23 protein-coding genes, 1 other RNA gene and 1 riboswitch are annotated in these 21772 nt (G+C 41.5%); of the genes, 9 read left to right on the forward strand and 15 right to left on the reverse strand.

Annotated features, from left to right (window positions below; all coding sequences use genetic code 11):
- Positions 1 to 3: 3 nt before the first annotated feature.
- Together NST12_RS02860 and NST12_RS02865 are read right to left on the reverse strand one after the other, a co-directional pair.
- The gene (locus tag NST12_RS02860; protein ID WP_270584575.1) at positions 4 to 195 is read right to left on the reverse strand and encodes an H-type small acid-soluble spore protein; all 192 of its coding nucleotides are present in this window, start codon (positions 193 to 195) and stop codon (positions 4 to 6) included.
- A gap of 294 nt (positions 196 to 489) precedes the next feature.
- Positions 490 to 1380, reverse strand: coding sequence for a superoxide dismutase (locus tag NST12_RS02865; RefSeq protein ID WP_340396286.1), 891 nt, complete (start codon positions 1378 to 1380; stop codon positions 490 to 492).
- Positions 1381 to 1639: 259 nt separating this feature from the next.
- On the opposite strand from NST12_RS02865, the gene NST12_RS02870 reads away from it, so the two are divergent.
- Entirely contained in the window at positions 1640 to 2002 is a 363-nt protein-coding gene (locus tag NST12_RS02870) for a VOC family protein (RefSeq protein ID WP_327796840.1), read from the forward strand.
- A 135-nt stretch (positions 2003 to 2137) separates the two neighbouring features.
- Here NST12_RS02870 and NST12_RS02875 read toward each other — a convergent pair whose 3' ends face one another.
- A complete protein-coding gene (locus NST12_RS02875; protein ID WP_327796839.1) occupies positions 2138 to 2713 on the reverse strand; it encodes a biotin transporter BioY in 576 nt (191 codons plus the stop codon).
- A gap of 98 nt (positions 2714 to 2811) precedes the next feature.
- On the opposite strand from NST12_RS02875, the gene bioD reads away from it, so the two are divergent.
- Both bioD and bioA read left to right on the forward strand, forming a co-directional pair.
- Positions 2812 to 3549, forward strand: coding sequence for a dethiobiotin synthase (bioD, locus tag NST12_RS02880; protein ID WP_341100177.1), 738 nt, complete (start codon positions 2812 to 2814; stop codon positions 3547 to 3549).
- Complete coding sequence (gene bioA, locus NST12_RS02885; RefSeq protein ID WP_341100180.1) at positions 3524 to 4885, forward strand: adenosylmethionine--8-amino-7-oxononanoate transaminase; 1362 nt, start codon at positions 3524 to 3526, stop codon at positions 4883 to 4885. Before bioD ends, bioA begins: the two co-directional genes overlap by 26 nt.
- 111 nt (positions 4886 to 4996) lie before the next feature.
- On the opposite strand, the gene ssrS is transcribed toward bioA, so the two are convergent.
- A non-coding RNA gene (gene ssrS / locus NST12_RS02890) (6S RNA) lies at positions 4997 to 5190 on the reverse strand.
- A gap of 313 nt (positions 5191 to 5503) precedes the next feature.
- Between ssrS and NST12_RS02895 the strand changes: the two genes are divergently transcribed.
- Together NST12_RS02895 and NST12_RS02900 are read left to right on the forward strand one after the other, a co-directional pair.
- Complete coding sequence (locus NST12_RS02895; RefSeq protein WP_340396288.1) at positions 5504 to 7501, forward strand: TRAP transporter permease; 1998 nt, start codon at positions 5504 to 5506, stop codon at positions 7499 to 7501.
- Positions 7498 to 8496 carry a TAXI family TRAP transporter solute-binding subunit gene (locus NST12_RS02900; protein ID WP_003353915.1) on the forward strand — a complete coding sequence of 333 codons (999 nt, stop codon included), beginning with the start codon at positions 7498 to 7500 and terminating at the stop codon, positions 8494 to 8496. Before NST12_RS02895 ends, NST12_RS02900 begins: the two co-directional genes overlap by 4 nt.
- A gap of 438 nt (positions 8497 to 8934) precedes the next feature.
- On the opposite strand, the gene NST12_RS02905 is transcribed toward NST12_RS02900, so the two are convergent.
- The 11 genes from NST12_RS02905 to NST12_RS02955 form a co-directional block, all read right to left on the reverse strand.
- Positions 8935 to 9936: a ThiF family adenylyltransferase gene (locus NST12_RS02905; RefSeq protein ID WP_340396322.1), complete on the reverse strand. Its 1002-nt coding sequence runs from the start codon at positions 9934 to 9936 to the stop codon at positions 8935 to 8937.
- Between the two features lie 5 nt (positions 9937 to 9941).
- Complete coding sequence (locus NST12_RS02910; RefSeq protein WP_327797238.1) at positions 9942 to 10709, reverse strand: thiazole synthase; 768 nt, start codon at positions 10707 to 10709, stop codon at positions 9942 to 9944.
- A gap of 4 nt (positions 10710 to 10713) precedes the next feature.
- A complete protein-coding gene (gene thiS / locus NST12_RS02915) occupies positions 10714 to 10917 on the reverse strand; it encodes a sulfur carrier protein ThiS (protein WP_003353911.1) in 204 nt (67 codons plus the stop codon).
- Complete coding sequence (gene thiO, locus NST12_RS02920; RefSeq protein WP_048622665.1) at positions 10914 to 12047, reverse strand: glycine oxidase ThiO; 1134 nt, start codon at positions 12045 to 12047, stop codon at positions 10914 to 10916. The genes thiS and thiO overlap by 4 nt, the downstream gene beginning before the upstream one ends.
- Positions 12034 to 12648, reverse strand: a complete 615-nt coding sequence (locus NST12_RS02925; protein ID WP_003353909.1) for a DUF561 domain-containing protein — start codon at positions 12646 to 12648, stop codon at positions 12034 to 12036. Before NST12_RS02925 ends, thiO begins: the two co-directional genes overlap by 14 nt.
- Positions 12649 to 12759: 111 nt before the next feature.
- Positions 12760 to 12869: riboswitch (TPP riboswitch) on the reverse strand.
- A 257-nt stretch (positions 12870 to 13126) separates the two neighbouring features.
- Positions 13127 to 13249, reverse strand: coding sequence for an AgrD family cyclic lactone autoinducer peptide (locus NST12_RS02930; protein WP_327797235.1), 123 nt, complete (start codon positions 13247 to 13249; stop codon positions 13127 to 13129).
- On the reverse strand, positions 13233 to 13823 hold the full coding sequence (locus NST12_RS02935; RefSeq protein ID WP_341028467.1) for an accessory gene regulator ArgB-like protein: 591 nt from the start codon (positions 13821 to 13823) through the stop codon (positions 13233 to 13235). Before NST12_RS02935 ends, NST12_RS02930 begins: the two co-directional genes overlap by 17 nt.
- 13 nt (positions 13824 to 13836) lie before the next feature.
- Positions 13837 to 15111, reverse strand: a complete 1275-nt coding sequence (locus tag NST12_RS02940; RefSeq protein ID WP_327797232.1) for a hypothetical protein — start codon at positions 15109 to 15111, stop codon at positions 13837 to 13839.
- Positions 15112 to 15151: 40 nt separating this feature from the next.
- Entirely contained in the window at positions 15152 to 15946 is a 795-nt protein-coding gene (locus NST12_RS02945; RefSeq protein ID WP_327797231.1) for a sensor histidine kinase, read from the reverse strand.
- 429 nt (positions 15947 to 16375) lie between these two features.
- Positions 16376 to 17689, reverse strand: a complete 1314-nt coding sequence (locus NST12_RS02950; protein WP_341028468.1) for an APC family permease — start codon at positions 17687 to 17689, stop codon at positions 16376 to 16378.
- A 363-nt stretch (positions 17690 to 18052) separates the two neighbouring features.
- Positions 18053 to 18463, reverse strand: a complete 411-nt coding sequence (locus NST12_RS02955; RefSeq protein WP_048622670.1) for a carboxymuconolactone decarboxylase family protein — start codon at positions 18461 to 18463, stop codon at positions 18053 to 18055.
- Positions 18464 to 18579: 116 nt separating this feature from the next.
- Here NST12_RS02955 and NST12_RS02960 point away from each other — a divergent pair, with 116 nt between their 5' ends.
- From NST12_RS02960 to NST12_RS02975, 4 genes are all read left to right on the forward strand, one after another.
- Positions 18580 to 19044, forward strand: coding sequence for an Lrp/AsnC family transcriptional regulator (locus tag NST12_RS02960; protein WP_048622671.1), 465 nt, complete (start codon positions 18580 to 18582; stop codon positions 19042 to 19044).
- Positions 19045 to 19351: 307 nt separating this feature from the next.
- The gene (gene pxpB / locus NST12_RS02965; protein WP_341028470.1) at positions 19352 to 20077 is read left to right on the forward strand and encodes a 5-oxoprolinase subunit PxpB; all 726 of its coding nucleotides are present in this window, start codon (positions 19352 to 19354) and stop codon (positions 20075 to 20077) included.
- Positions 20044 to 21015, forward strand: a complete 972-nt coding sequence (locus NST12_RS02970; RefSeq protein WP_341100188.1) for a 5-oxoprolinase subunit C family protein — start codon at positions 20044 to 20046, stop codon at positions 21013 to 21015. The genes pxpB and NST12_RS02970 overlap by 34 nt, the downstream gene beginning before the upstream one ends.
- Positions 21008 to 21763 (forward strand): LamB/YcsF family protein, encoded by a 756-nt coding sequence (locus NST12_RS02975; protein WP_048622674.1) that lies wholly within the window; start codon positions 21008 to 21010, stop codon positions 21761 to 21763. The genes NST12_RS02970 and NST12_RS02975 overlap by 8 nt, the downstream gene beginning before the upstream one ends.
- The last annotated feature ends 9 nt before the right edge of the window (positions 21764 to 21772 follow it).

Raw genomic sequence — 21772 nt, forward strand, 5'->3', positions numbered from 1 at the left:
GGGTCAGGCCCTGTCATCTTCGATTAGATCTTTTATTGGTACTTGTGTTCTTTCTTCCAATAGTGGGTTTCTGGCATGGACGGTGGCCAATTTTGTGTTTTCGTCCACTCCGTCAATCCATACGGAAGTTCCTTCGTATAAAACTTTAATATCGGCAGGTGAAGAAAGTATTTGTTTTACACGTTTTAATTCCATTGTTCGGTCCTCCAACTTTTAAAGAGTTATTTTCAGTTTTTGCGGCATGGATGTTTTTATTCATCACTGAGGATGAAAAGGGGCGTTTAGATGCATGCAGTGAGGTAAGGAGCCGTAATATATTTTAAAAGTATGGATACCGTTTTTTTATGTGTTGGCCATTCGATTATGAAAAACAGGAGCTAAAAGAAAAAAGACAGTGTTTCCTTTAGGACCACCGTCCTTTCTACATTGTATTGCAGATGTTGTTCTTTTCATTTATTTTCAAAAGAGCAATCATCTCCATTTTCTTTTTTAATAAGGCTGCCATTTGAGTTTCTTTACCTCAGCAAATCTTTTTTCCACATTCGGCCAATACACTACATTCCACCATTGATCGACATATTTTCCCCTGTCGTTTTTATATTGTAAATAATAAGCATGTTCCCAAACATCGAGAACGAGAAGAGGAATGGTATCCCATTGAGTTAAAAATTGATGCCGTTCTGCTTGCAAAATTTCCAGTCTTCGCGATCGAGGCGACCAAACTAAAATAGCCCATCCTACTCCTTCAACTTTTTTGGCTGCTTCTGAAAAATGCTTTTTAAATAATTCATAACTGCCGAAATCTTTTTCGATTTGGGCAAGCAGTTCTCCCTTCGGTTTTCCACCACCTCTAGGATTCATGATTTCCCAAAAGATCGTATGCAAATAATGGCCCGATCCGTGAAAAGCTGCTTCCCGTTCCCAATGTTTGATTAAATCGAACTGATTTCTTCTTCTTGCTTCTCTCAATTTTTCTTCTGCCGTATTTAACCCGTCTACATAGCTTTGATGATGTTTTGTATGGTGAAGTCTCATAATTTCTTCGCTGATGTACGGTTCCAAGGCATTATATGCATATGGCAATGGCGGAAGCACGTGTTTTCCAATCGGCACGGATTCACGAATTCTTATTTGATTTCTTTCAAAAAGTTGAACGACACGATGGTTGATATGCCGCACAGTACGTTGAAGTTCGGACACAACCGGCTCACGTATGTTTTCTTCCTGAAGTTGATGTTTCACGTCGCGATAGATACGATCAATCTCAACCAACATATTTGGATCAACTTCCATCTCTTGTTCATCGAGAAAATTTCGTATGTTTTGCAGCCAGCTTTGCACTTCGACTAAATATTGTTGCGCTTTTTTTTCAAAATCCATCCTTCTCCCCCTCAAATGTCTTTTAATTAATCTATTTGTACCAAAACAAAACCCATTTTAGGTAAATATCACTTTATCCTTAATGTATTAATGACAATAAGAAGGTGACACTTGGAACCAATATAAAATATTCTTTCGTCTATAATGAACAGAGGGATGATTCATAGAAAGAGACAACAAGGTAAAAAATAGCAGCCATTAACGAAAAAAATTTGATAAAATGCAAACGCAAAGTATAAAACAAATTGGGAGGAAAGCAATGATAAGAAAAATATCGACAGTCGCAGTGTACGTGGAAGATCAACAAAAAGCAAAAGAGTTTTGGACGAAAAAAGTCGGATTTAAGGTAATGGCAGAGCATCCAATGGGGCCCAATGCTTTTTGGCTGGAAGTGGCTCCGGCCGGTTCTGAATCTCATTTAGTAATTTATCCTAAATCCATGATGGAAGGCTGGGAAAACAGGAAAGCCTCCATTGTATTTGAATGTGAAGATATAATGGGAACATATGAAACGATGAAGAAAAACGGCGTTGAATTTTTAGGAGAGCCGAAAAAGATGCAATGGGGCACCTATGTCCAATTTAAGGACGAAGACGGCAATGAATTTTTGTTAAAGGGCTGAGAGTGATTTTCATCAGAAACTCAAGGGATCATACGGTAAAAGCGGCAAAGGTCAGCTTCCTCTAGAGAGGACTGGCCTTTGCCTATATATATCTTTGAGCGAGTATACTACAGTATTTCTGATTAAGAGAGAGCTTTATGCCTTTGCAGATGGATGCACACTCAGCTGCCGTTTTAACGCTTTACGAAGTTTTGGAACAAGGGCAAGCGACAAAGTGGTGACGATGAGATCAAGAGGCAAGTAGGCGGCCATCCAAGACCATGCCACAGCATAACTGAATCCCTTCGGTGCATCAAGCCAAAACGTAAGGGCAAAGTACATAAAATTAGTGCCAATCATGTAGTTCAAGAAAAGACTCGACAGACCGGCGCATATGTAAGCCCATTTCGAGGGCTTTTCTTTTTGCAAGCATTTGCCCACGGCATACGCCACAAAGATAAAAGAAATCACAAAGCCGAAAGTCGAGCTGAATATGCTTGAAAGTCCTCCTTTAAATTCAGCGAAAACAGGAATGCCCATCAAACCGACAAAGACATAAGCAGTCATGGCCAAGGCTCCTAATCGGCTTCCGAGGATTCCTCCAGCTAAAATGGCAAACATCAGTTGTAGTGTGACCGGAACGCCGCCGATGGTCAGATAAGGCGATACATTGGCGCCAACGGCCATTAAAGCAACAAACATTCCGCACAGCACCATTTCTTTAGGTTTCATAGAAAATCCTCCTCATTCTCAAAATTTCAATAATTGTGCATTTTCCTTTTATATGTTAACATTTTTTTAAAAAGGTTTACAAATAAAGGAGGATTATGATGTCAGCTATTTTTTTAACAGGAACGTATACGGATATAGGAAAAACCGTTATCACAACATTGCTTGTTCATTTTTTTCAAAAAAGGAACATTCCCATTTTTTCTTTTAAGCCCATTCAAACAGGGGCCATTCAGCGCAATGGGGAATGGTACGCACCCGACCCTGTAGTGTATGAAAAGGTAACGAAACCGACATCTCACAATGAGTTTTATGGAATTCTATTAAAAAAAGCCAGTTCACCTCATTTGGCTGCCCGCCTGGAAGGGGTTCAAATTCCTCTTCAGGAAATCAAAGAACAGATCGCTTTTTTAGAAACGAAATACGAACATCTCATTCTTGAAGGAGCGGGCGGTTTATATGTGCCCATCACCGATGAAGGATATTGCATGATTGATTTTATGCAAGAATTGTCTTATCCTGTCATCCTAGTGGCAAGAGCCGGGCTTGGAACGATTAATCATACCGTTTTATCGATAGAGGCATTGAAAAAACGGAATATTCCGATTGCGGGCATTATTTTTAACCAATTAAATGTGGATGACCATGAAATTGAAGAAGATAACCGTATAATGGTCAAAAAATTAACGGATGTGCCAGTTATTGGATCTGTGCCTTATATGGACAACCTGATCGAGCGTTTGAAAGAGGAAGAGGTAAGGGATCAATTGATTTCGAATTGGGATGAAAAGCGTTTGAAAGGGGTGCTTTTAAATGACGCCGGATCAGCTATTAAGTAAAAGCAAACAGTATTTATGGCTGCCTTTTACTCAAATGAAAGATTATGAACGCGATCCTCTTATTATTGAAAGCGGAGATGGGGTGCGGCTAAAAGATATTTATGGAAATGTTTATTTGGACGGCAATTCTTCGCTTTGGCTTAACATTCATGGTCATCGTAAAAAAGAACTCGATGAAGCCATTAAAGAACAGTTAGATAAAATCGCGCATTCTACTTTGCTTGGAGCGGCGAATGTGCCTTCCATCATTCTGGCGGAAAAATTAATTCAAATTTCACCGCAGCGGTTGAAAAGGGTTTTTTATTCGGACAGTGGGGCAGAGGCGGTGGAAATAGCGGTCAAAATGGCCTACCAATATTGGCAAAACAAAGGAATCAAAGAAAAAACCAAGTTTGTAACGTTAGGGAACGGCTATCATGGCGATACAGTCGGAACGATGAGCGTCGGGTCCATTGATCTTTATCATAAAGTGTATACATCATTACTGTTTGATGCTTTTGTTGCGCCGTTTCCTTCCGCTTATCATCATCCGTCAGGCGATGAAAAAACGGCTAAAGAGGAAGCGTTACATTGTTTGCGGCAATTATTTTCCAACCACCATCATGAAATTGCAGGCATGACGGTGGAATCGATGGTTCAAGGAGCAGGCGGCATGAATGTAATGCCGAAGGGGTATTTGAAAGAAGTCGAAAACTTATGCCGCGAGTTTGACATTTTGTTCATTGTGGATGAAGTGGCGACAGGATTTGGTCGTACGGGAAAAATGTTTGCCGTCGAGCATGAAGGAGTCCAGCCGGATATTATGACAGTGGCGAAAGGACTGACGGGAGGATATTTGCCAGTGGCCGCTACACTAACCTCTGAAGAAGTGTATGAAGCCTTTTATGGCGAGTATGAAGAGTTAAAAACGCTGTTTCATGGCCATTCTTATACAGGAAACCAGCTAGGTTGTGCCGCTGCCATTGCCAATTTGGAGCTGTATGAGAAAGAAAATATTGTTCAACAAGTACAAGAGAAAAGCGAATATGTGTCTCAACTTTTAGAAAAAGTATCCTTGCTTGAACATGTTGGCGATGTTCGTCAGCTCGGACTTATTTGCGGGATTGAGCTTGTTCAAAATAAACAGACGAAAGAGCCCTATCCATGGGAGAAGCGTGTTGGATACCAAGCTACATTAAAAATGAGAGAATTGGGCATGATTACAAGGCCGCTTGGGGATGTGGTCGTCTTTATGCCTCCTCTTGCTGCCTCATATGAAGACTTAAAGCAAATGGTGGATATATTGTATCAAGGCATTCTTTGGGCAACGACTGAATATGCGATAGAACACGCATGATCGCAACAAAAGGGCGTCTTATAAGGGCGCCCTTTTATCAATTCTTCTTTGTATTCCATCCATGCAAAAGAAAAAACAGCTCCGGATGGGAACTGTTTTTGTTTCTTTTGCTGAAAAGCCGCTTTTGCCGTAATTCTAATTAAGAAAGTTTTAAACCACACTCCTCCAAGTGGGTGCTCGCAAAAACGTTCCTGTCTTCCTTCTTGTCTAAAGACAAAGGCCTGACATTCCGGTTTCGATATAAAACTCCCTTTTTCAGCTTAAAGGTTAAAACTTTATTAACATTACGTACAACGCAGCTTGTATTCCTATATTAAATGAAAAAGAATAAGAAGGCAACAGAAACGCATGTCCTTACTTATACTATTTTCATTGCTTGAAAGTTGGCGAGAACATTTTGCAAGGATGTTTTTCTATATGGTGTATGATAGAAAATTTTTGGAACATGACTGAAAAACAGTGACTGTTATAAAAGAATATTCAAAAAGTACTTTTCAGAAAGACGATATTTTAGGTATGTCTTTCGAGGCGCAAGCATAGAAAAGAAATAGGACCGAGAGAATAGTTGTGTCCTAGATCAAAGGCAGAGTATGAAGGCCGTAAAGGAGGGGAGAAATTTTGAATAAGAATGACAGGCAGCTTCAAGCGGAAATGGAGAATATAGTAGCGGATGAAGGGGTGGTTACGCGCTTTAGGCTTTATTCCGGTCCTATGGCTAAAATTGTCGTGGCCATCGCCGTCATATGGGCGCTTTTCCAAATTTATGTGTCCAGTTTCGGGATCATGGACGCTGTAAAGGCACGTGCATGGTTTTTCGGATTTTTGGCTGTTTTGATTTTTTTATGGATTCCGGCAAGGAAAAACGAAGGAAAAACGCGTCGGCTTCCCACCGTTTGGGATTGGATTTGCGTTGTCGCGACCATCATGGCTATTGGATTTTTATTGTTTAATTATGATGACTATGTCGAAACCGGTGTTCATATCCAAGCGGATTATTGGTTTGGCGGGCTTGGGATTTTGATCGCTTTCGAAGCAGCTAGGCGTGCTGCAGGGAATGTGATGACGATTTTGGCTGCTCTTTTTTTGCTGTATAACTTTTTCGGTCAGTATCTTCCCGGAACTTTTGGAATTGGAAATCTAGGGTATGAACGTGTGGTAGACACCATGTGGTGGGGGGCCCAAGGGATATTTGGAACGGTCATTGGAGTGGCGGCCACTTATATTTTTTTATTTATTTTATTTGGCGCTTTTTTAAGGCGCAGTGGTTTTATTGATTTTATCAACGATTTGGCTCTGGCAGTCGCCGGCCGTTCTGCTGGTGGTCCGGCGAAAGTGGCCGTGATCGGAAGCGGGTTTATGGGAATGATTAACGGCAGCGGGGTGGCCAACGCTTCATCGGTTGGAACTGTGACGATCCCCCTTATGAAAAAGGCCGGTTTTAAGCCTCATTTTGCCGGTGCAGTCGAGGCGGTGGCCGGAACGGGAGGGGTAATCGCGCCGCCTATTATGGGGGCTGCCAGTTTTGTGATGGCCGAGTCGTTGGGAGTTCCGTATCGAACGATTATGCTAGCCGCTGTGATTCCAGCTATTTTTTATTTTTTTATGTGTTTTCTGTCGGTGCACTTTGAGGCGAAAAAATTAGGAATAGAAGGAATGCCTAAAAATCGGCTGCCCAATATATGGTTGGTATTGAAACAACGAGGGCACTTGTTGATCCCGGTTGTTGTCATTGTTGCGTTTCTTGTCAGTGGAACAACGCCATTGTATGCGGCGGTGTGGGCAATGCTATCCATTGTTGTCGTCAGTTGGTTCAGAAAAGAGACGAGAATGGGTTTGAGGGAAATATTGGAAGCGCTTGCGGAAGGGGCGAAAGGTGTTTTAACGGTCGGAGCGGCTTGTGCGATTGTCGGGGTCATTATCGGTACCATTTCATTAACCAGCATTGGTTTGACATTTGGCAATAACATTTTGGAATTGGCAGGCAATCATCTTTTTCTTATAGCATTCTTTACAATGATCATTTGCATTATTTTGGGAATGGGAGTTCCGGTAACGGCTTCTTACGTAATAACGGCAACGATTGCCGCTCCTTTATTGGCCAAAATGGGCGTTCCGCTATTAGTGGCTCATATGTTTGCTTTTTTCTTTGCTGCCTTATCCGATATTACTCCTCCGGTCGCACTTGCTGCGATGGCATCCGCGGGAATTGCAAAGGCGCCGTTTTTTAAAGTCGCGTTAACGGCTGTGAAGCTCGGAGCCATTGGCTTCATCATCCCTTATTTCTTTCTATACAATCCGCTTTTATTGTTTATGGGTGGAAGCATGATGAACACCATTATTGCTGCCATTATCGGACTGATTGGAGTTGTGGCTCTTTCCGCTGGGTTTGCCAATTGGCTTTTGATCAAAACGAATATAGTCCAGCGGCTGATGCTAATAGCAGCAGGCTTATTGATGATTGATCCTCATTATGTGACAGATTTGATTGGGTTTGTTCTTCTTGTAAGCGTGTACATTTGGCAAAAGAAAAAGAGGAATAATGAAGATCAGTCGACTGGTCTTGAATCGAACTCTTTTACGGCACTTACTAAGAATTCGGGGGAGGATGGAAGATGAAAAGAAAAGGTTTTCTACTTGTAGCAGTTTTCCTTTTCCTGTTTGCGTTAGTGGGATGCAATAGAGGGGAAATGCAATCTTCAGTCAGCCAAAAACAAAGGTCATCCGATGGGAAGCTGGTCATTAATTTTGGCACCGGAACGACTACGGGGGTTTATTATCCCTTAGGAGCTACATTGGCGAAAATATGGAACCAACAAGTACCGGGTGTAAAAGTATCATCCCAAGCTACGGACGCTAGCGTGCAAAATTTGAATTTGATGATGCAAGGAAAACTGAATATGGGGATTACTACATTTGGTGTTTTACATGATGCCTACACCGGAAAAGGCGCTTTTAAAGGACGTGCCTATAAAGATGTTCGCGTATTAGCAGCACTTTACCCGAATATTGGACATATTGTCACCCGTCAAGGTGATATTCATTCTGTCGCTGATTTGAAAAACAAAGGGTTTGTTCCGGGGGCTCCAGGAAGTTCAACAAAGGTAGTAGCCGGGCAAATTTTATCTGCCTATAAAATGACATTTGACGACGTAAAAGCTCAATATGTCGGATTTACCGAAGTGACTGATTTAATGCGGAATAAACAAATTGATGGTGCTTTTATTGAGGCGGGAGTTCCGAATTCTGCAGTTGTTGAAATTTTGACCACAGCTAATGGAAAATTATTAAGTATTGGAGATAAAGAAATTCAATTTATTACGAAACATTATCCTGGTTTTTACAAATATACCATTCCGGCAGGCACTTATGAAGGGCAAGCGCAAGATGTCCATACGATAGCCGAGGGGAATTTGATTGTGGTTCCAAAAGATCTTCCTCAAGAAAAGGTGTATGAATTGACCAAGACATTATGGGAAAACGTGGACACGATCACGAAAAACATTTCTGCAGCGAAAGAAATGAAATTGGAAACCGCTACAAAAGGACTTTCCAACATCCCGCTTCATAAAGGGGCAGAAAAATATTACAAAGAAAAGGGGATTCTCCACTAAACAGATCGGAACGATTTTTAATTAATAAGAAGGAAACGAGAGATGGTTTCCTTCTATTTTTCTCGGGGCGCCCTTTTCCCCTTAAGCGGCTACGGGGCGTGGCCATGTGATCCATCATGCTTCATAGATTGTCATTTTAAAAAGATTTTTTCTATTCTGGTCCGCATGAAAAATCATCAACTTGATAACCTCGCACGACTTCCTTGCAAAATCAAAAGGGGGAAAGCCAAAAAGGCACCGAATAGCGGAGAACTACAGCACTTGGTGGAATCACCGTTCTTTTTTTAGTTTTCGGTGCACTCGGCTTTTTGGCAAGTCCTTCGATCATGATCGATGGGGGATAGCCCCATCTCCGACAAAAGATAAACCTGTTAGTTTCATATTTGACGCTTTTGCCGAAAAAGAAATAGATATCTATTTTTTCAGGATGAACGAGACCTATCCTCCGATATATTTTTGGTAAAGCGACCTAGCGTGTTTTTGGTCGGATTCACCATGGATGATGGCCCTGCCGTCTCGAAATAGAACGACTCTTTTTCCTTCCAACTGTAGAACAATTAAATAAGGGTTTTCGTTTACGATTTCAAATCTTTCCTTCAATGCCGGCAAGTTGATTTTATGCCGTTGTCCGGGCCGGATTTGAACAGCGTCGCGGCCGCACAGTACTTCCGCTTTTCCCCAGTTTTCATATTTTAAAAACGGGTAGCTGGGACGAATTCCGCAAGACGGGCATTCCGTTTTTTTCAGTGAACGAACGTTGATTTGTGAAAATTCATTTTTCCAAAGATCAAAGGAAATGAGTGTTTTCCGTACATGCTGTTTCTGTCCGGACAAAATTTTTAGCGCTTCTGCGACTTGATAAGTGCTGACCATTTGGACGGCGGGTGAAATAATTCCAACGGTATCACAATTTTCTCCGTTTAACGGTATTTCTTCCATCAAACAATGAAGACAAGGCGTTTCACCGGGAAGAATGGAAAGCGATACGCCGTATGAGGCGACACAGGCGCCGTATATCCATGGGATCTGATGTTTTTGTGCAAAGTCATTGATCATCATGCGAGTCTCGAAGTTGTCGAGCCCGTCGATGATGACATCTACGGGCAAAAGCGATTCTAATGTGTTTGGATTAGCTTCTTCAAGCTTCGCATCAATGACTACATCGCGATTGATAGCCTCTAATCGTTTTTTGGCTGCCATTACTTTCGGCAAATTTTCTTCTGCATCTTTTTCGGTGTAGAGCTGCTGGCGATGGAGGTTGCTTAGCTCAACGTAGTCTCGGTCTACGATTGTCAGCTTGCCGACTCCGGCTCGAACTAACATTTCTGCGCTGGCGCTGCCCAAAGCCCCCATGCCGATAATCGCAGCATGGCTGTTTTGAATACGTTTTTGTCCTTCTTGGCCGATTCCTTGGAAGAGAATCTGACGGGAATAGCGCATGTCGCTCACAACCGGATCAATCCTTCCATCGGACTGCTGGCTTCGGCATAGTACTTTTTGCTGATTCGGCCAGCCTCAAATCCAAGCCTTCCGGCGATTACGGCATATTTCATTGCTTCGGCCATTTTGACAGGATCTTTTGCTCCGGAAACGGCAGAGTTTAATAAGACGGCATCGGCTCCCAGTTCCATCGCGTAAGCTACATCTTTCGGGCTGCCAATTCCAGCATCTACAATCACCGGCACAGTAGCTTGCTCTATAATATGAGATAGATTGAAAGGATTGATAATTCCTAATCCAGTACCGATTGGCGATGCCCCCGGCATAATAGCGTGGGCTCCTAATTCTTGGAGGCGTTTGGCCAGCACCACATCATCGGACGTGTAGGGAAGAACCGTAAAGCCTTCTTCCAGCAATTTTTCTGTCGCTTTCAACGTTTCGACTGGATCGGGAAGCAGTGTTTGATCACAGCCGATCACTTCTACTTTAATCATATCGCACATTCCGGCTGCTTTAGCGAGTTTTGCAATCCGAACGGCTTCTTCCGCCGTTTTGGCACCGGCAGTGTTGGGCAGAAGCGTAAACTTGGAAAGGTCGATATTTTCCAAAAAATTAGGCTGTTCAGGATCAAAAATATTCATTCTTCTTACAGCAAACGTTAATACTTCCGTCTCGGATTTTTGAATGGCTTCTTTTTGGATGTCTGCACTTGGGAATTTTCCGGTTCCTAAAAATAAGCGAGAATGAAAAGTGTAGGACCCAATTTTCAACATGATGTTATCCTCCTCCGACAAAATGAACGATTTCTAATACATCTCCTGATTTCAATCGAAATTGCCCGTGCTGATCTTTGCTCAAAATCTCGCCGTTCATTTCGACTACCAGTTTTTTGTCTTGAACTTGCAAATGCTCTAATAAACGCTCGACTGTACGGATATTTTCCGGTATTTCTTTTTTTACACCATTGATCGTTACGATCATGGAATCACTCCTTTTTGTGAGTGGCGTCCGGGATCAAAGGCGTCTTTCCACTCTAAATGGTCCGCTTTCCCCTCTATTTGATCCGCCATCCAGACACCGGTTAACGCCGACAATAATATGCCGTTGCGGAAATGTCCGGCTGCCAGCCAAAGTCCTTTGAAGTCAGGATGGGGTCCCAGATAGGGAAGACCGTCGATCGTTTGCGGACGGACTCCTGCCCAGGCCCTTGACCATTCCGCAGAACGGAGTGCCGGTACGATGCGGCACGCTTCAGCAGATAATCGGCGAATGGATTCAAATGAAACTTTCTTATCGTATATGCCTTCACGTTCCGTCGCACCAATAAAAATTTCTCCATTGGCTTTCGGAACAATGTAAACAGTCGGTGAATAAATAGTCGATGTGATAATCGGCTTTTCCGGTCTGACAGCAAGGATCTCTCCTTTAACCGGAGTAAGCGTCGGCAATGAAGCTCCGTCCGGAAGGGAGAGATGGGGAGTAAAGGCGCCCGCTGCTATTACGATATGCTCGGCATAAAAACGGCCGGAAGTTGTTTCTACTCCTGTTATTTTTCCGTTTTGTTCCAATAATTCTTTGACCCATGTAAATTCATAAATATCTGCTCCTAAATTGGAAGCTCCTTTGAAAAAAGCTTTTGTGAGCTGAGCTGGCATGACTTGTCCATCTTTTGGAAAAGAAGCGGCGCCGACTATTTCAGCTTTCAATTCTGGTTCCATTTGATATACTTGATCGGCTGAAAGCCATTCTGCCGGCTCTCCTTGTTCCTGCTGCCAGGCGATTCTTTCTTTCAGCATGTTTGCTTCTTCTTCGCTGAACGCGATCCGCAACATACCATTTTTAAGAAACTCAACAGGCTGGTCGGAAACTTGTTCGATCTCAGGAACCAATTGATCAAAATAATCGCGGCTTTTGCGGGCGAAATCAAAAAAGGCTCCGTCTATTCTCGGTTCTACTTGTGCTCCCAGCATTCCCGCTGCCGCGCTTGATGCTTCAGAAGCAATTCGTTCTTTTTCCAGTACAGCAACGCGATAGTTTCGCTTTGACAACTGATAGGCGATCGATCCGCCATTGATGCCGCCGCCTATAATAATGACATCATATTTCTGCATGGTGACGCCCCTCCCATAATGATTGTTTGTAAGCTTTAGCCGCTTGTTCAGGAAACTCGGCTTCATACACTCCGGATAGAACCGCCACTCCCGACGCTCCGGCTGCCAGACACTCGGGAACGCGTTGAGGAGTAATGCCGCCAATGGCGATAACGGGGATTTGGACTGCTGAAGAAACGGCTTTCAAAGCAGCCAATCCTCTCGGAGGGAGACCTGGTTTGCTTTTAGTGGGATAAATATGTCCAAAAATGAGGTATTGAGCGCCTCGCTTTTGTTTATCCATGGCTGATTCGACGCTATGTACGGAATACCCCTTTGTTAAGAAACGACCATGATCTCTTTCCTCGTGAGACTTTTCCGGAAAGTGCACACCAGGAACACCAAGCTGTAAAGCTAAATCCGGTTGACTGTTCAGAATGATTTTCGTTAACGGAACTCCATGTTTTTCTAAATCTGCAACTCCTTTTTTGATCATCTCTGTACTCCAACTACGCTCTCGAATATGAATAAAATCCACCCATGGTTGAATTCGCACGGTGATCGAAAGCCAATCTTCAAAACTCTGTTTTCCTGTGGAAATGACGTGCAGCGCTTTTTTCATCGCCATTTTCTCCTTGATGAAAGTTGAATGGGAAAACTTTTTAACCAATTCTGTGCAGTAAAAAACCCACTTTCCTATGTTGGAAAGTGGGCTAAATGCTCTCAAGTATAATGAAATTATACTCCACTTTCCTACGCTGGTATCAACCAGATCAGGTTCGAAGGGTTTTAAAGTATCACTTTAATCTCAGCCGATCACTATCGGCACCCCTAGTGGCTCTTATTTGTTTATGATCATTGTTTGCGATCGCAATGAAAAAATTTAAAAATAATAAAAAATCTTTTTCTTTATCAAAATCTTAAATCCATATTGAAAGGTTGTCAATAGTCGTTTCAAAGTTTCTGGACGATAAGGTGGAAGAAGGTAGTGAAATATTGTGTTGTTGAAAAAGGGAATGAGGGGAAAAATAAAGAAGGCGTCCCGTAAGTGTAGCGGGAGGCCTTCTAAAGAGATGATGTCCATCTTTCAGAACAAGCAATTATTTTGCTTTCTTCAGGCTTTCAGGGATCTTAGGTGCATGTGCAAGCGGGCTGGAAGCTTGAACAAACACTTTTGCCATTACGCGGGTAGTGCTAGATAGAACTTTAGCTGCTTTTTTCACAATACTCACCTCCTTTCATGGTGAAATTGTTTAATTTATGGATAAACTTGATGCCTGCCGGTGTCAGCAATAGGGCTTGCAGCAATGCGCCGAACACGAAACCGGGCGCGGAAAAAATATAGTAGATGACAAAGGTAAAGATAACCCACAATATGGCAGCAAGTTTCTTTTTTTTTTCCCACTGCTTTGAATGTTTGATTTGATGCGGTTCATAGTAAGGAGCAAATCTTGCGATCAACATGAGACTGACAACAAAGTAGCAAAAAAGTAAAATAGGCGATACAGGGAGCCAAACGAACGTCAGAACAAGAAGCGAGCTTGTAATCGAACAGGCGATAGAGCGATCTAAATGGGCGCCGCCCGTCAATATCCGAAGAATCATAAAAGACAACGTCACTTCAACAGTCAACAGCGGCACTCCGATGATCCAGCCAACAATCAGCAAAAGAAGAAACGTAAAAAGAAGATTGAATAGAATCGTAAACCCGAATACGAGTACGTCATGAGGTTCTGTTTCTTCAGGATTTATTTTTTTGATTTGGTCTGCCAATGCAACTGCCCATTTTTCAAACATACAACTTCCTCCTTTATAATGACGGGCAGCGGATGGATAGCCGGACTGGTTTTAGCTCGGTTTCAACCACTGCTTGATCTTGCTTAAAGTGTTGAAGAGCATCAAATAATTTCAAGTTTGTCTGAAGGCGATCCAGTACAAGTTGGCTGGATATCAAATAGGTAATATCTTGAGTTCCTATATGAACATGAAAATAGATTTTTTTTTCTACGCTGGAAGGAGACTGGTAAAGCGCTAGAATTAAATCGTCCATGATCATGCTCAGATAGCGGACTTGCCTTAATGTTGCAGCCACATTTCCTTGAATTTCGGCCGTTGCGACAATGGCAACTTCCAACAGTTCAGCTAGTTTTCGTTTATTTACTAGAAACGCATAGAGCAATTCATCTAAGTTCTCTAAACCGGCGCGAAAATCAGACTCAACAAGCCAAGAAGCGGCTTTTTTTCGAATCAGCCGATTGTTTTCCAAATATTCTTTAATAAGAAGCGTAGAAGATTCTCTCTCACAAAGTTTTAAGATGGCATGGAAATGGTCTTCATAATCCGTTTTTAATTTTTCAACAATAATGGCGGTTTGTTCTTCTTGGTCCAAATAAAATTTTTTGGCCTCTATGATATGCTTCACTTGAAATTGAGTGTGCAAAATCAAATAAATGGATAAAATAATAAACAAAATAATCACACAATACAGCACAAACGAAAATTTAGAATTCATTTGTTCTGTCAACATGGCAAAAACAGACAGGCAAATAAATAGAAATGTCAGCAGGGAATTAATGATAACGATCGCCCTAAACTGATGGTTTTGATTGTGCGTTTTTAAAAAGTGACGAAAGTCAGTCAAATGATACTGATATCTTTTTAATAGATAGCTAATGGCCATGACGAATAAAAATGTAATCGTTCGAAGCAGAAACGGCAAATCAGAGAATGAAAATAATATTTTAAAGTAGTTAACAGTAGATATGGATTTTACCACTTCCGTTATTAATAGTTGAATGAAGGAATAAAACCCGTATCCCATGCTTGAAATGACAATCGTTTCAAGCGAGTTTACTTTATACAACCATTTCACCAAGCAAAGCAATAATAAAATTTGAACGGCGATAACAAAAACGGTCGCCAAAGGTGTGAATCTTAATAAAAGTGATGCGACGCTCATAATGACGGATAGAAAAAGAATCGGTTTTATATAAATGCGATAAGGATACCCTAAAAACACAACGGGAAACGTCAAAAGAGCAATCCATTCAAATAATGAGATAACCAATGTGAATAAGTAATCCATCGCGATGGCTCCTAACCGCAAGAATATTAGAATAATAATTTTAACTTTTGTGATATATTTGCTGGCTTTGTGGAATTTTGACTGTGACTTGGGCCCCTTTCGTCGGATGATTTTGGATATCCAAAGTTCCATTCAGCGTTTCAATAATCGTTTTGCAGATTGGCAATCCGATGCCGGTTCCTTCATCCTTTGTTGTGTAAAATGGATAAAAAATCTGTTCGAGATGTTCGGGTGAAATTCCCGGACCGCTGTCAATGATGAAGATCATCACGAATTTGTTTTCTTTTTTGGTGATAATCTCGATGGTGCCGTTTTCTTGTATTGCTTCCACTGCATTTTGGATCAAATTGATCAGCGCTCTCTCAAATCGGCTGGCATTTCCGGTTATATACGTTTCATCCGCTAAATGAGAATGGAACTGGATATTCGAAGGAGCAGTTTGCAAGGAAAAAATATGGACTATTTTTTCAATGCTATGTTTGACATCAATAATGGAAAGATTGTCTTGGTGCAAATAAGACTTTGACAGGCTAAGAAGCTCTTGAATAAGAGACTCCATTCGCAGCGCTTCTTCTTTAATGATCGATGTATAGTGTACGGTATACGGGTCTGACTTGATGATTGGATTTTCTTCTAAAAACTGGGCAAAACCAATAATCGATGTCAGTGGATTGCGTATTTCATGAGCAAAAAAAGCTGCCATACGTCCAATCGTTGCATGATCGTCTTCTGATTTCTTGGATACTTCGTCATTTGATTCTTTAGGATCTTTTTCGACCTCGACAGGAATGTGAGAGTCCTTTTTTTTCAGCCATTTTTGGATTAAATTGTTCATATATGAAGTAACACTCCTAAAAAGGCCCATCTATTTTCCTAAATCAACGTTAGGAAAATACAGGAATTTTATTCTTTGAATTCTACATGATTTGTCATGATTCCTTCTTTTCAATGAAAAAAAATGGATCGCTGTCAAAATATTTTTCAGCATAAAATGACATCTTTTTATGGCTTTTCAAATTGAAGGAAGCAGATTTTGGTTGCATGTGAACGCTCTTCCTGAAAATAATTTTTGCGCCACCGAACTTCTTTTATTTTGAAAGGCATAATCGTTCCAAAGGCAAATAACCTCCCATGGCGTTTTCTGTTCAATCGAAGCCTTTTTGGGCGAAATAAGCATTGCTTGCAAAAGTAAAGGGTCTACTCCTGGATTCCTTTTTATGGAAATGGAGAGCAGACCCTTATCATGCAAGCCATGAAAAAATGTTTATGGCTGCATGCGTCTTGTTAAATATTTATAAAGCGGAACTCCCGCTAAAGCGACGAGAATGGACAAGAAAGAATCTATCGGTTTGTCGACTAATGTACTGCCGACAATATAAAGAGTTCCAACGATCGCCACGATAGGCGTCAGCGGATATAATGGCACTTTATACAAGCTGTTTTGTCGTCCGTCTTCTTTTTTCCGAATCAGAAAAACCGCATAAAAAGCTAATCCGTAAAACAAGAAGACAACGAATATAGCGATATCGGACAGCCTGTCAGGATTGCCCACCAGCATAAATAAGATGGCTAAGACCGTTTCAAACAAGGAGGCATATAAAGGAGTTTGGAATTTAGGATGGACTTTGGACAACCATTTTGCGCCAGGAAATAATCGATCTTCTGCCATAGCAAAAGAGATGCGTGGAAAAGTCATGATCTTTCCGTTCAGACAGCCAAAAATGGAAATCAATATTCCAATCGCAATTAATTTACCGCCGATATCTCCAAACAAAATCGAAGCGGCAGTATGGGCAGCGTTCGGCCCTAACTCAACGATCTTGCTTGCCGGGAGAACGTGAAGGAGAGCGACATTCACTGAAAGATAAGCTATCATCACGACGGCGATTCCCGTAATAATCGCTTTCGGAAGCGTTTTGGACGGATTTTTCATTTCACCGGCCATAAAACCGACATTCATCCAGCCGTCATACGCCCAAAGGGTAGCTAAAACGGCGGCCCCCATACTGATCGATTGGCTGTTTCCGCTGCTCATTCCTGTAATATGACTATCTCCATGCCAAATTCCAAAAACGGCAATCATGGCGATAGGAACTAGCTTGGCCACTGTGAGGAGACTTTGAATGAAGCCACCTAAATTCGTACCTATTGCATTAAGGATAAATAAAAATAGAACGGAAGAAACGCTGACGAAAAGTTTGCCGGTTTCCGACAAGCCGACCAGATCTGCCACGAGTGAACCGAAATATAATCCGAGGGCTCCAATAACCGCCGGTCCATAGATAATGGTTTGCATCCAACCGCATAAAAATCCCCAAAACTTTCCGTACACTTCTTCCAAATAAGCGTACAAGCCGCCGGTCTTAGGAATTTTTACACTGACTTCCGCAATCGTTAATCCACTTGCCAACGTAATGATACCGCCGATGATCCAAGCCCAAAGCGCCATTGTAGATCCGCCGGAAGAAGCAAGGACAATTCCCGGCTTCATAAAAATTCCTGAACCAATAACTGTTCCGATCACGATAGACGTTGCAACCACAAAACCGATATTTCTTTTTAATTGAGTATTTTCCACGATGTTCACCACACAAGGACAAATGTATTTTGATGACGGTTTTTGTTGATTATACCACGAAATAATGTGAATTCTTTTTATTTGAAAATTTAAATTTTTATATGTAATACACAATATTTAATGAATTGGACATTTTGGAAATATAGTATCATTCGATTTTCTCGATGGTTGATTATTAAACGAAAGACCAATTGGTTTAGGGATTTGAGAAGTCAGGAAAGATAAAACAAATCGTGGAAACATCATGTCAGTGAAAGGTTTTCGCTATTTTATGGCGGGTTCATCAGCGAATGATTGTAAGAGGATCGACTGCTATTTTGTTATCTGTCAAACAAAATAGCAGTTGTTGATCCATTTGGCTGATTACGGTTTTAATCCTAGAGCAGCTCCAAACCATTGAGAAGCGATCGTAAAGCAAATGTATGCGCATAGTTCACTGATTTGTTGCTCCGTAAAGGTAGTTTTCAACAGTTGAACAGTAGAATTTCCGGGCGAACCGTTCGTTTTCAACATGACTTCCGCGAAAGCGGCTGCAAGACTTGTAGATTCATCCAACTTCGATAAATCGGGCTTTCCTTTCGCTTTGCAATATTCACATTGGTTTTGCTGCGCCAATGATCTTCTGATTTGTTCCTTTAAATCAGCTGAAAGTAATGAATCTTCCGAAAGCACGTTGCTTAGTGCGTTCCATTTTTCTAATATTTCCTTATTGTGTCCTAACAGCTGTTGAAAGGGGGTTTCCCCATTTTTTGAAAATGAAATTCTAGCTTCCATATTCTCACTCCTTTTCTTTTATTATAAAATGTGGATATTTAATTACCATTTCAAATATAATGAAAATAAAAATAATATATTTTATATGAAATGAATTTTAAAAGGATGGTTTACAAATGAAAATAGATGAAATTGATATACGAATTTTGCAGGAATTGAAGAAAAATGCACGATTGTCGATGAGAGAACTAGGCAAAAAAATAAACCTTTCCCCTCCGTCCGTAGCAGAGCGGGTAAGACGATTGGAAGATCAAGGTGTCATTGAAGGATATACGGTTTCCATTAATCGAAAAAAATTAGGGTTTGCGATCGATTGTTTGATAGAAGTATCGATTAAAAATGGCGAATATCAACGTTTTCAGCAATATATTGAGAGTCATCCTCGGATGGTGTTTTGTTATCGAATTACCGGGGAATCTTGTTATATGGTCAAGCTGTCTGTCGTGAGTTTAAAGGAAATCGAAGATTTTATTAATGAGGTATGTACTTTTGCTAAAACCGTTTCCCATATCGTGATTTCGGAAGTGAAGCCCCAACCTGATGCAGAGTGGCAGCTGCCTATTTTACAAAATGAAAAATAGAAAGGCGGGGATTTGGCTTTATTTTGAATCATTTTTGCCTTGGGGAAAAGGGGAATGCTTGCTGTCAATTTTTTAATAAACAGAATTATCGAATAAATATGCCTGTTGTTATTTTAAAGATATTTAGAAATAATTTTTATTTAGTATAATGAAATAGGATAGGACAATATTCAAGCTGAATCAGGGGTGTTAATGTGATACAAGCTATGAAAAATCAGAGTAATCTGCGCCCCTGTCTTTATATTGGTTCATCAGTGCCGAGATAAAGACCACGTTAATTTCTTATTTTTAAAAGAAGGGTGCAACGATGATGGATGCAGTTTTTACTCCACTTGGAGATTCAGCCGTGACGATTGATTTCGGAGAAGGAATCTCATTAGAGAAAAACCGAAAAATTTTGAATTTGGCAAACGCCATAAATGAGAAGCCGTTTCATGGATTTTTAGAGGCCGTTCCTGCATATACAACTTTAACGGTTTTTTACAATCCAGTTGAAGTGGGCGGGAATGATCCGTATGAACAGGTTTGCCAACAATTGAAGGAGCGAATGAATCATGGGATCCAGTATAAGATTCCGGAAAGAAAAGTGTGCATTCCCGTTTGTTATGATGAGGAATTTGGTCTTGATTTAGAAGAAGTGGCCAAATCAAACGGCTTATCAGTCGAAAAAGTGATTGAAATTCATTCATCCGCCAGCTATCACGTTTATTTTCTTGGCTTTGCCCCAGGGTTTCCTTTTTTGGGAGGAATGGATCCATCCATCGCGACTCCAAGAAAAAAATCACCCCGACTGAAAGTTCCGGCAGGTTCGGTTGGAATTGCCGGATATCAAACAGGGATTTATCCGATAGAAACACCTGGAGGCTGGCAGATAATAGGCAGAACTCCAATTTCTTTATTTCATCCTGATCGAAATCCGCCCACCTTTTTGCTTCCGGGTGATGAGATTCGATTTGTTCCGATTACAAAAGACGTTTATGAAAATTGGGAGGATCAAACATGGGAATTCACGTCACAAAAGGAGGAATGTTAACGGTTGTTCAGGATTTGGGGCGATTCGGATACCAGTCATACGGTTTTATTGTAAGCGGCGCTATGGATGCTTTTGCCATGAAAATAGCGAATATCACGGTAGGGAATCCTGAAAACGAAGCGGTATTAGAAATGAATTTCGTCGGACCGACATTGCTGTTTGAGGAAAATATGGTGATCAGCTTATTTGGTGCGGATATGTTGCCTGAAAAAAATGGAGAGGCGATTGCACACGGTAAACCGATCTCTGTGAAAAAAGGAGATGTTCTTCGGTTCCATGCGGCGGTGAAAGGAAGCCGCTGCTATTTAGCCGTAAAAGGAGGGTTTGATCTTCCCTCAGTCTTAAACAGCAAAAGTACTCATTTAAGCGCAAAAATTGGCGGGTTTCATGGAAGAAAACTCGAGTCCGGGGACAGGATTCCGATTCGACAGCCCAGCCGGATCCTTCCTGTTTCTTGGGGGATTGGAAACAGCTATCGCCATTATATAGGAACGGAAGACCATACGATTCGATTTGTGAAAGGCCGACAATATGATTGGTTTACGGAAGAAGCGATTTCCCGATTTCAATCCGAGACGTTTCAAATTACTCCTCAGTCGGATCGAATGGGATATCGTTTAGAAGGACCTTCCTTAAGTTTGAAGAAAAACAAGGAATTAATCACAGAGGGAGCAACGTTTGGCTCCATACAAGTGCCTCCGAACGGTCAGCCCATTATCTTGATGGCCGACAGACAACCAACGGGCGGCTATCCAAAGATTGGCCAGGTGATTCAGGCGGATTTGCCGAAACTGAGTCAAATGCGGCCCGGAGATACGATCCAATTTCAGGAGATTAGCTTGAAAGAAGCGCAGCAAATACTGATCCAAGTCCATCGAGAGCTTGCGTATTTAAAAGCGGCTGTCAAATTAAAATGGAGGGATGTTGCCTATGTTTAAAGTGGATCTCAATTGTGATATGGGAGAAAGTTTTGGTCGGTATACTCTTGGCAATGACAAAGAAATGATGGCTTATATCTCCTCGGCCAACATTGCCTGCGGTTTTCATGCGGGCGATCCGAACATCATGGATCAAACCGTAAAGCTGGCATTAGAGCACGACGTAAGTATTGGCGCCCATCCCGGTTTATTGGATTTACACGGCTTCGGTCGAAGAAATACCCAGATTACCCCTGAAGAGGCTTATCAGCTGGTTGTCTATCAAGTGGGTGCATTGCAAGGATTCGTTCAAGCGAATGGTGGAAAACTCCATCATGTGAAACCGCATGGTGCGCTCTATAATATGGCCGCCGTCCATAAAGAACTGGCGGATGCTATTGCCTTGGCTGTTTACCGGATCGATCCTGAAATCGTATTGTATGGACTTTCCAACAGTGAATTGACGAAAGCAGGTGAAGCGATCGGTCTTAAAGTCGCGCATGAAGTGTTTGCTGATCGCACTTATCAAAAAGATGGAACATTAACGCCGAGAAACATGCCGAATGCTTTGATTACGAGTGAAGAAGCCGCCATCCGACAAGTAGTGAAAATGGTAAAAGAACAAAAAGTGGCCACAGCCGATCAACATGAAATCAGGATTCAAGCAGATACGATTTGCCTCCATGGAGACGGACGGAATGCTCTTTTATTTGCCAAGCGTATTCATGAAATATTTCAAGCAGAAGGAATTAAAATCGAGACCGTCTAGAATTCGATA

This window comes from Bacillus sp. FSL W8-1127, assembly GCF_038006725.1.
Taxonomy (GTDB): domain Bacteria; phylum Bacillota; class Bacilli; order Bacillales; family DSM-4216; genus Bacillus_O; species Bacillus_O smithii.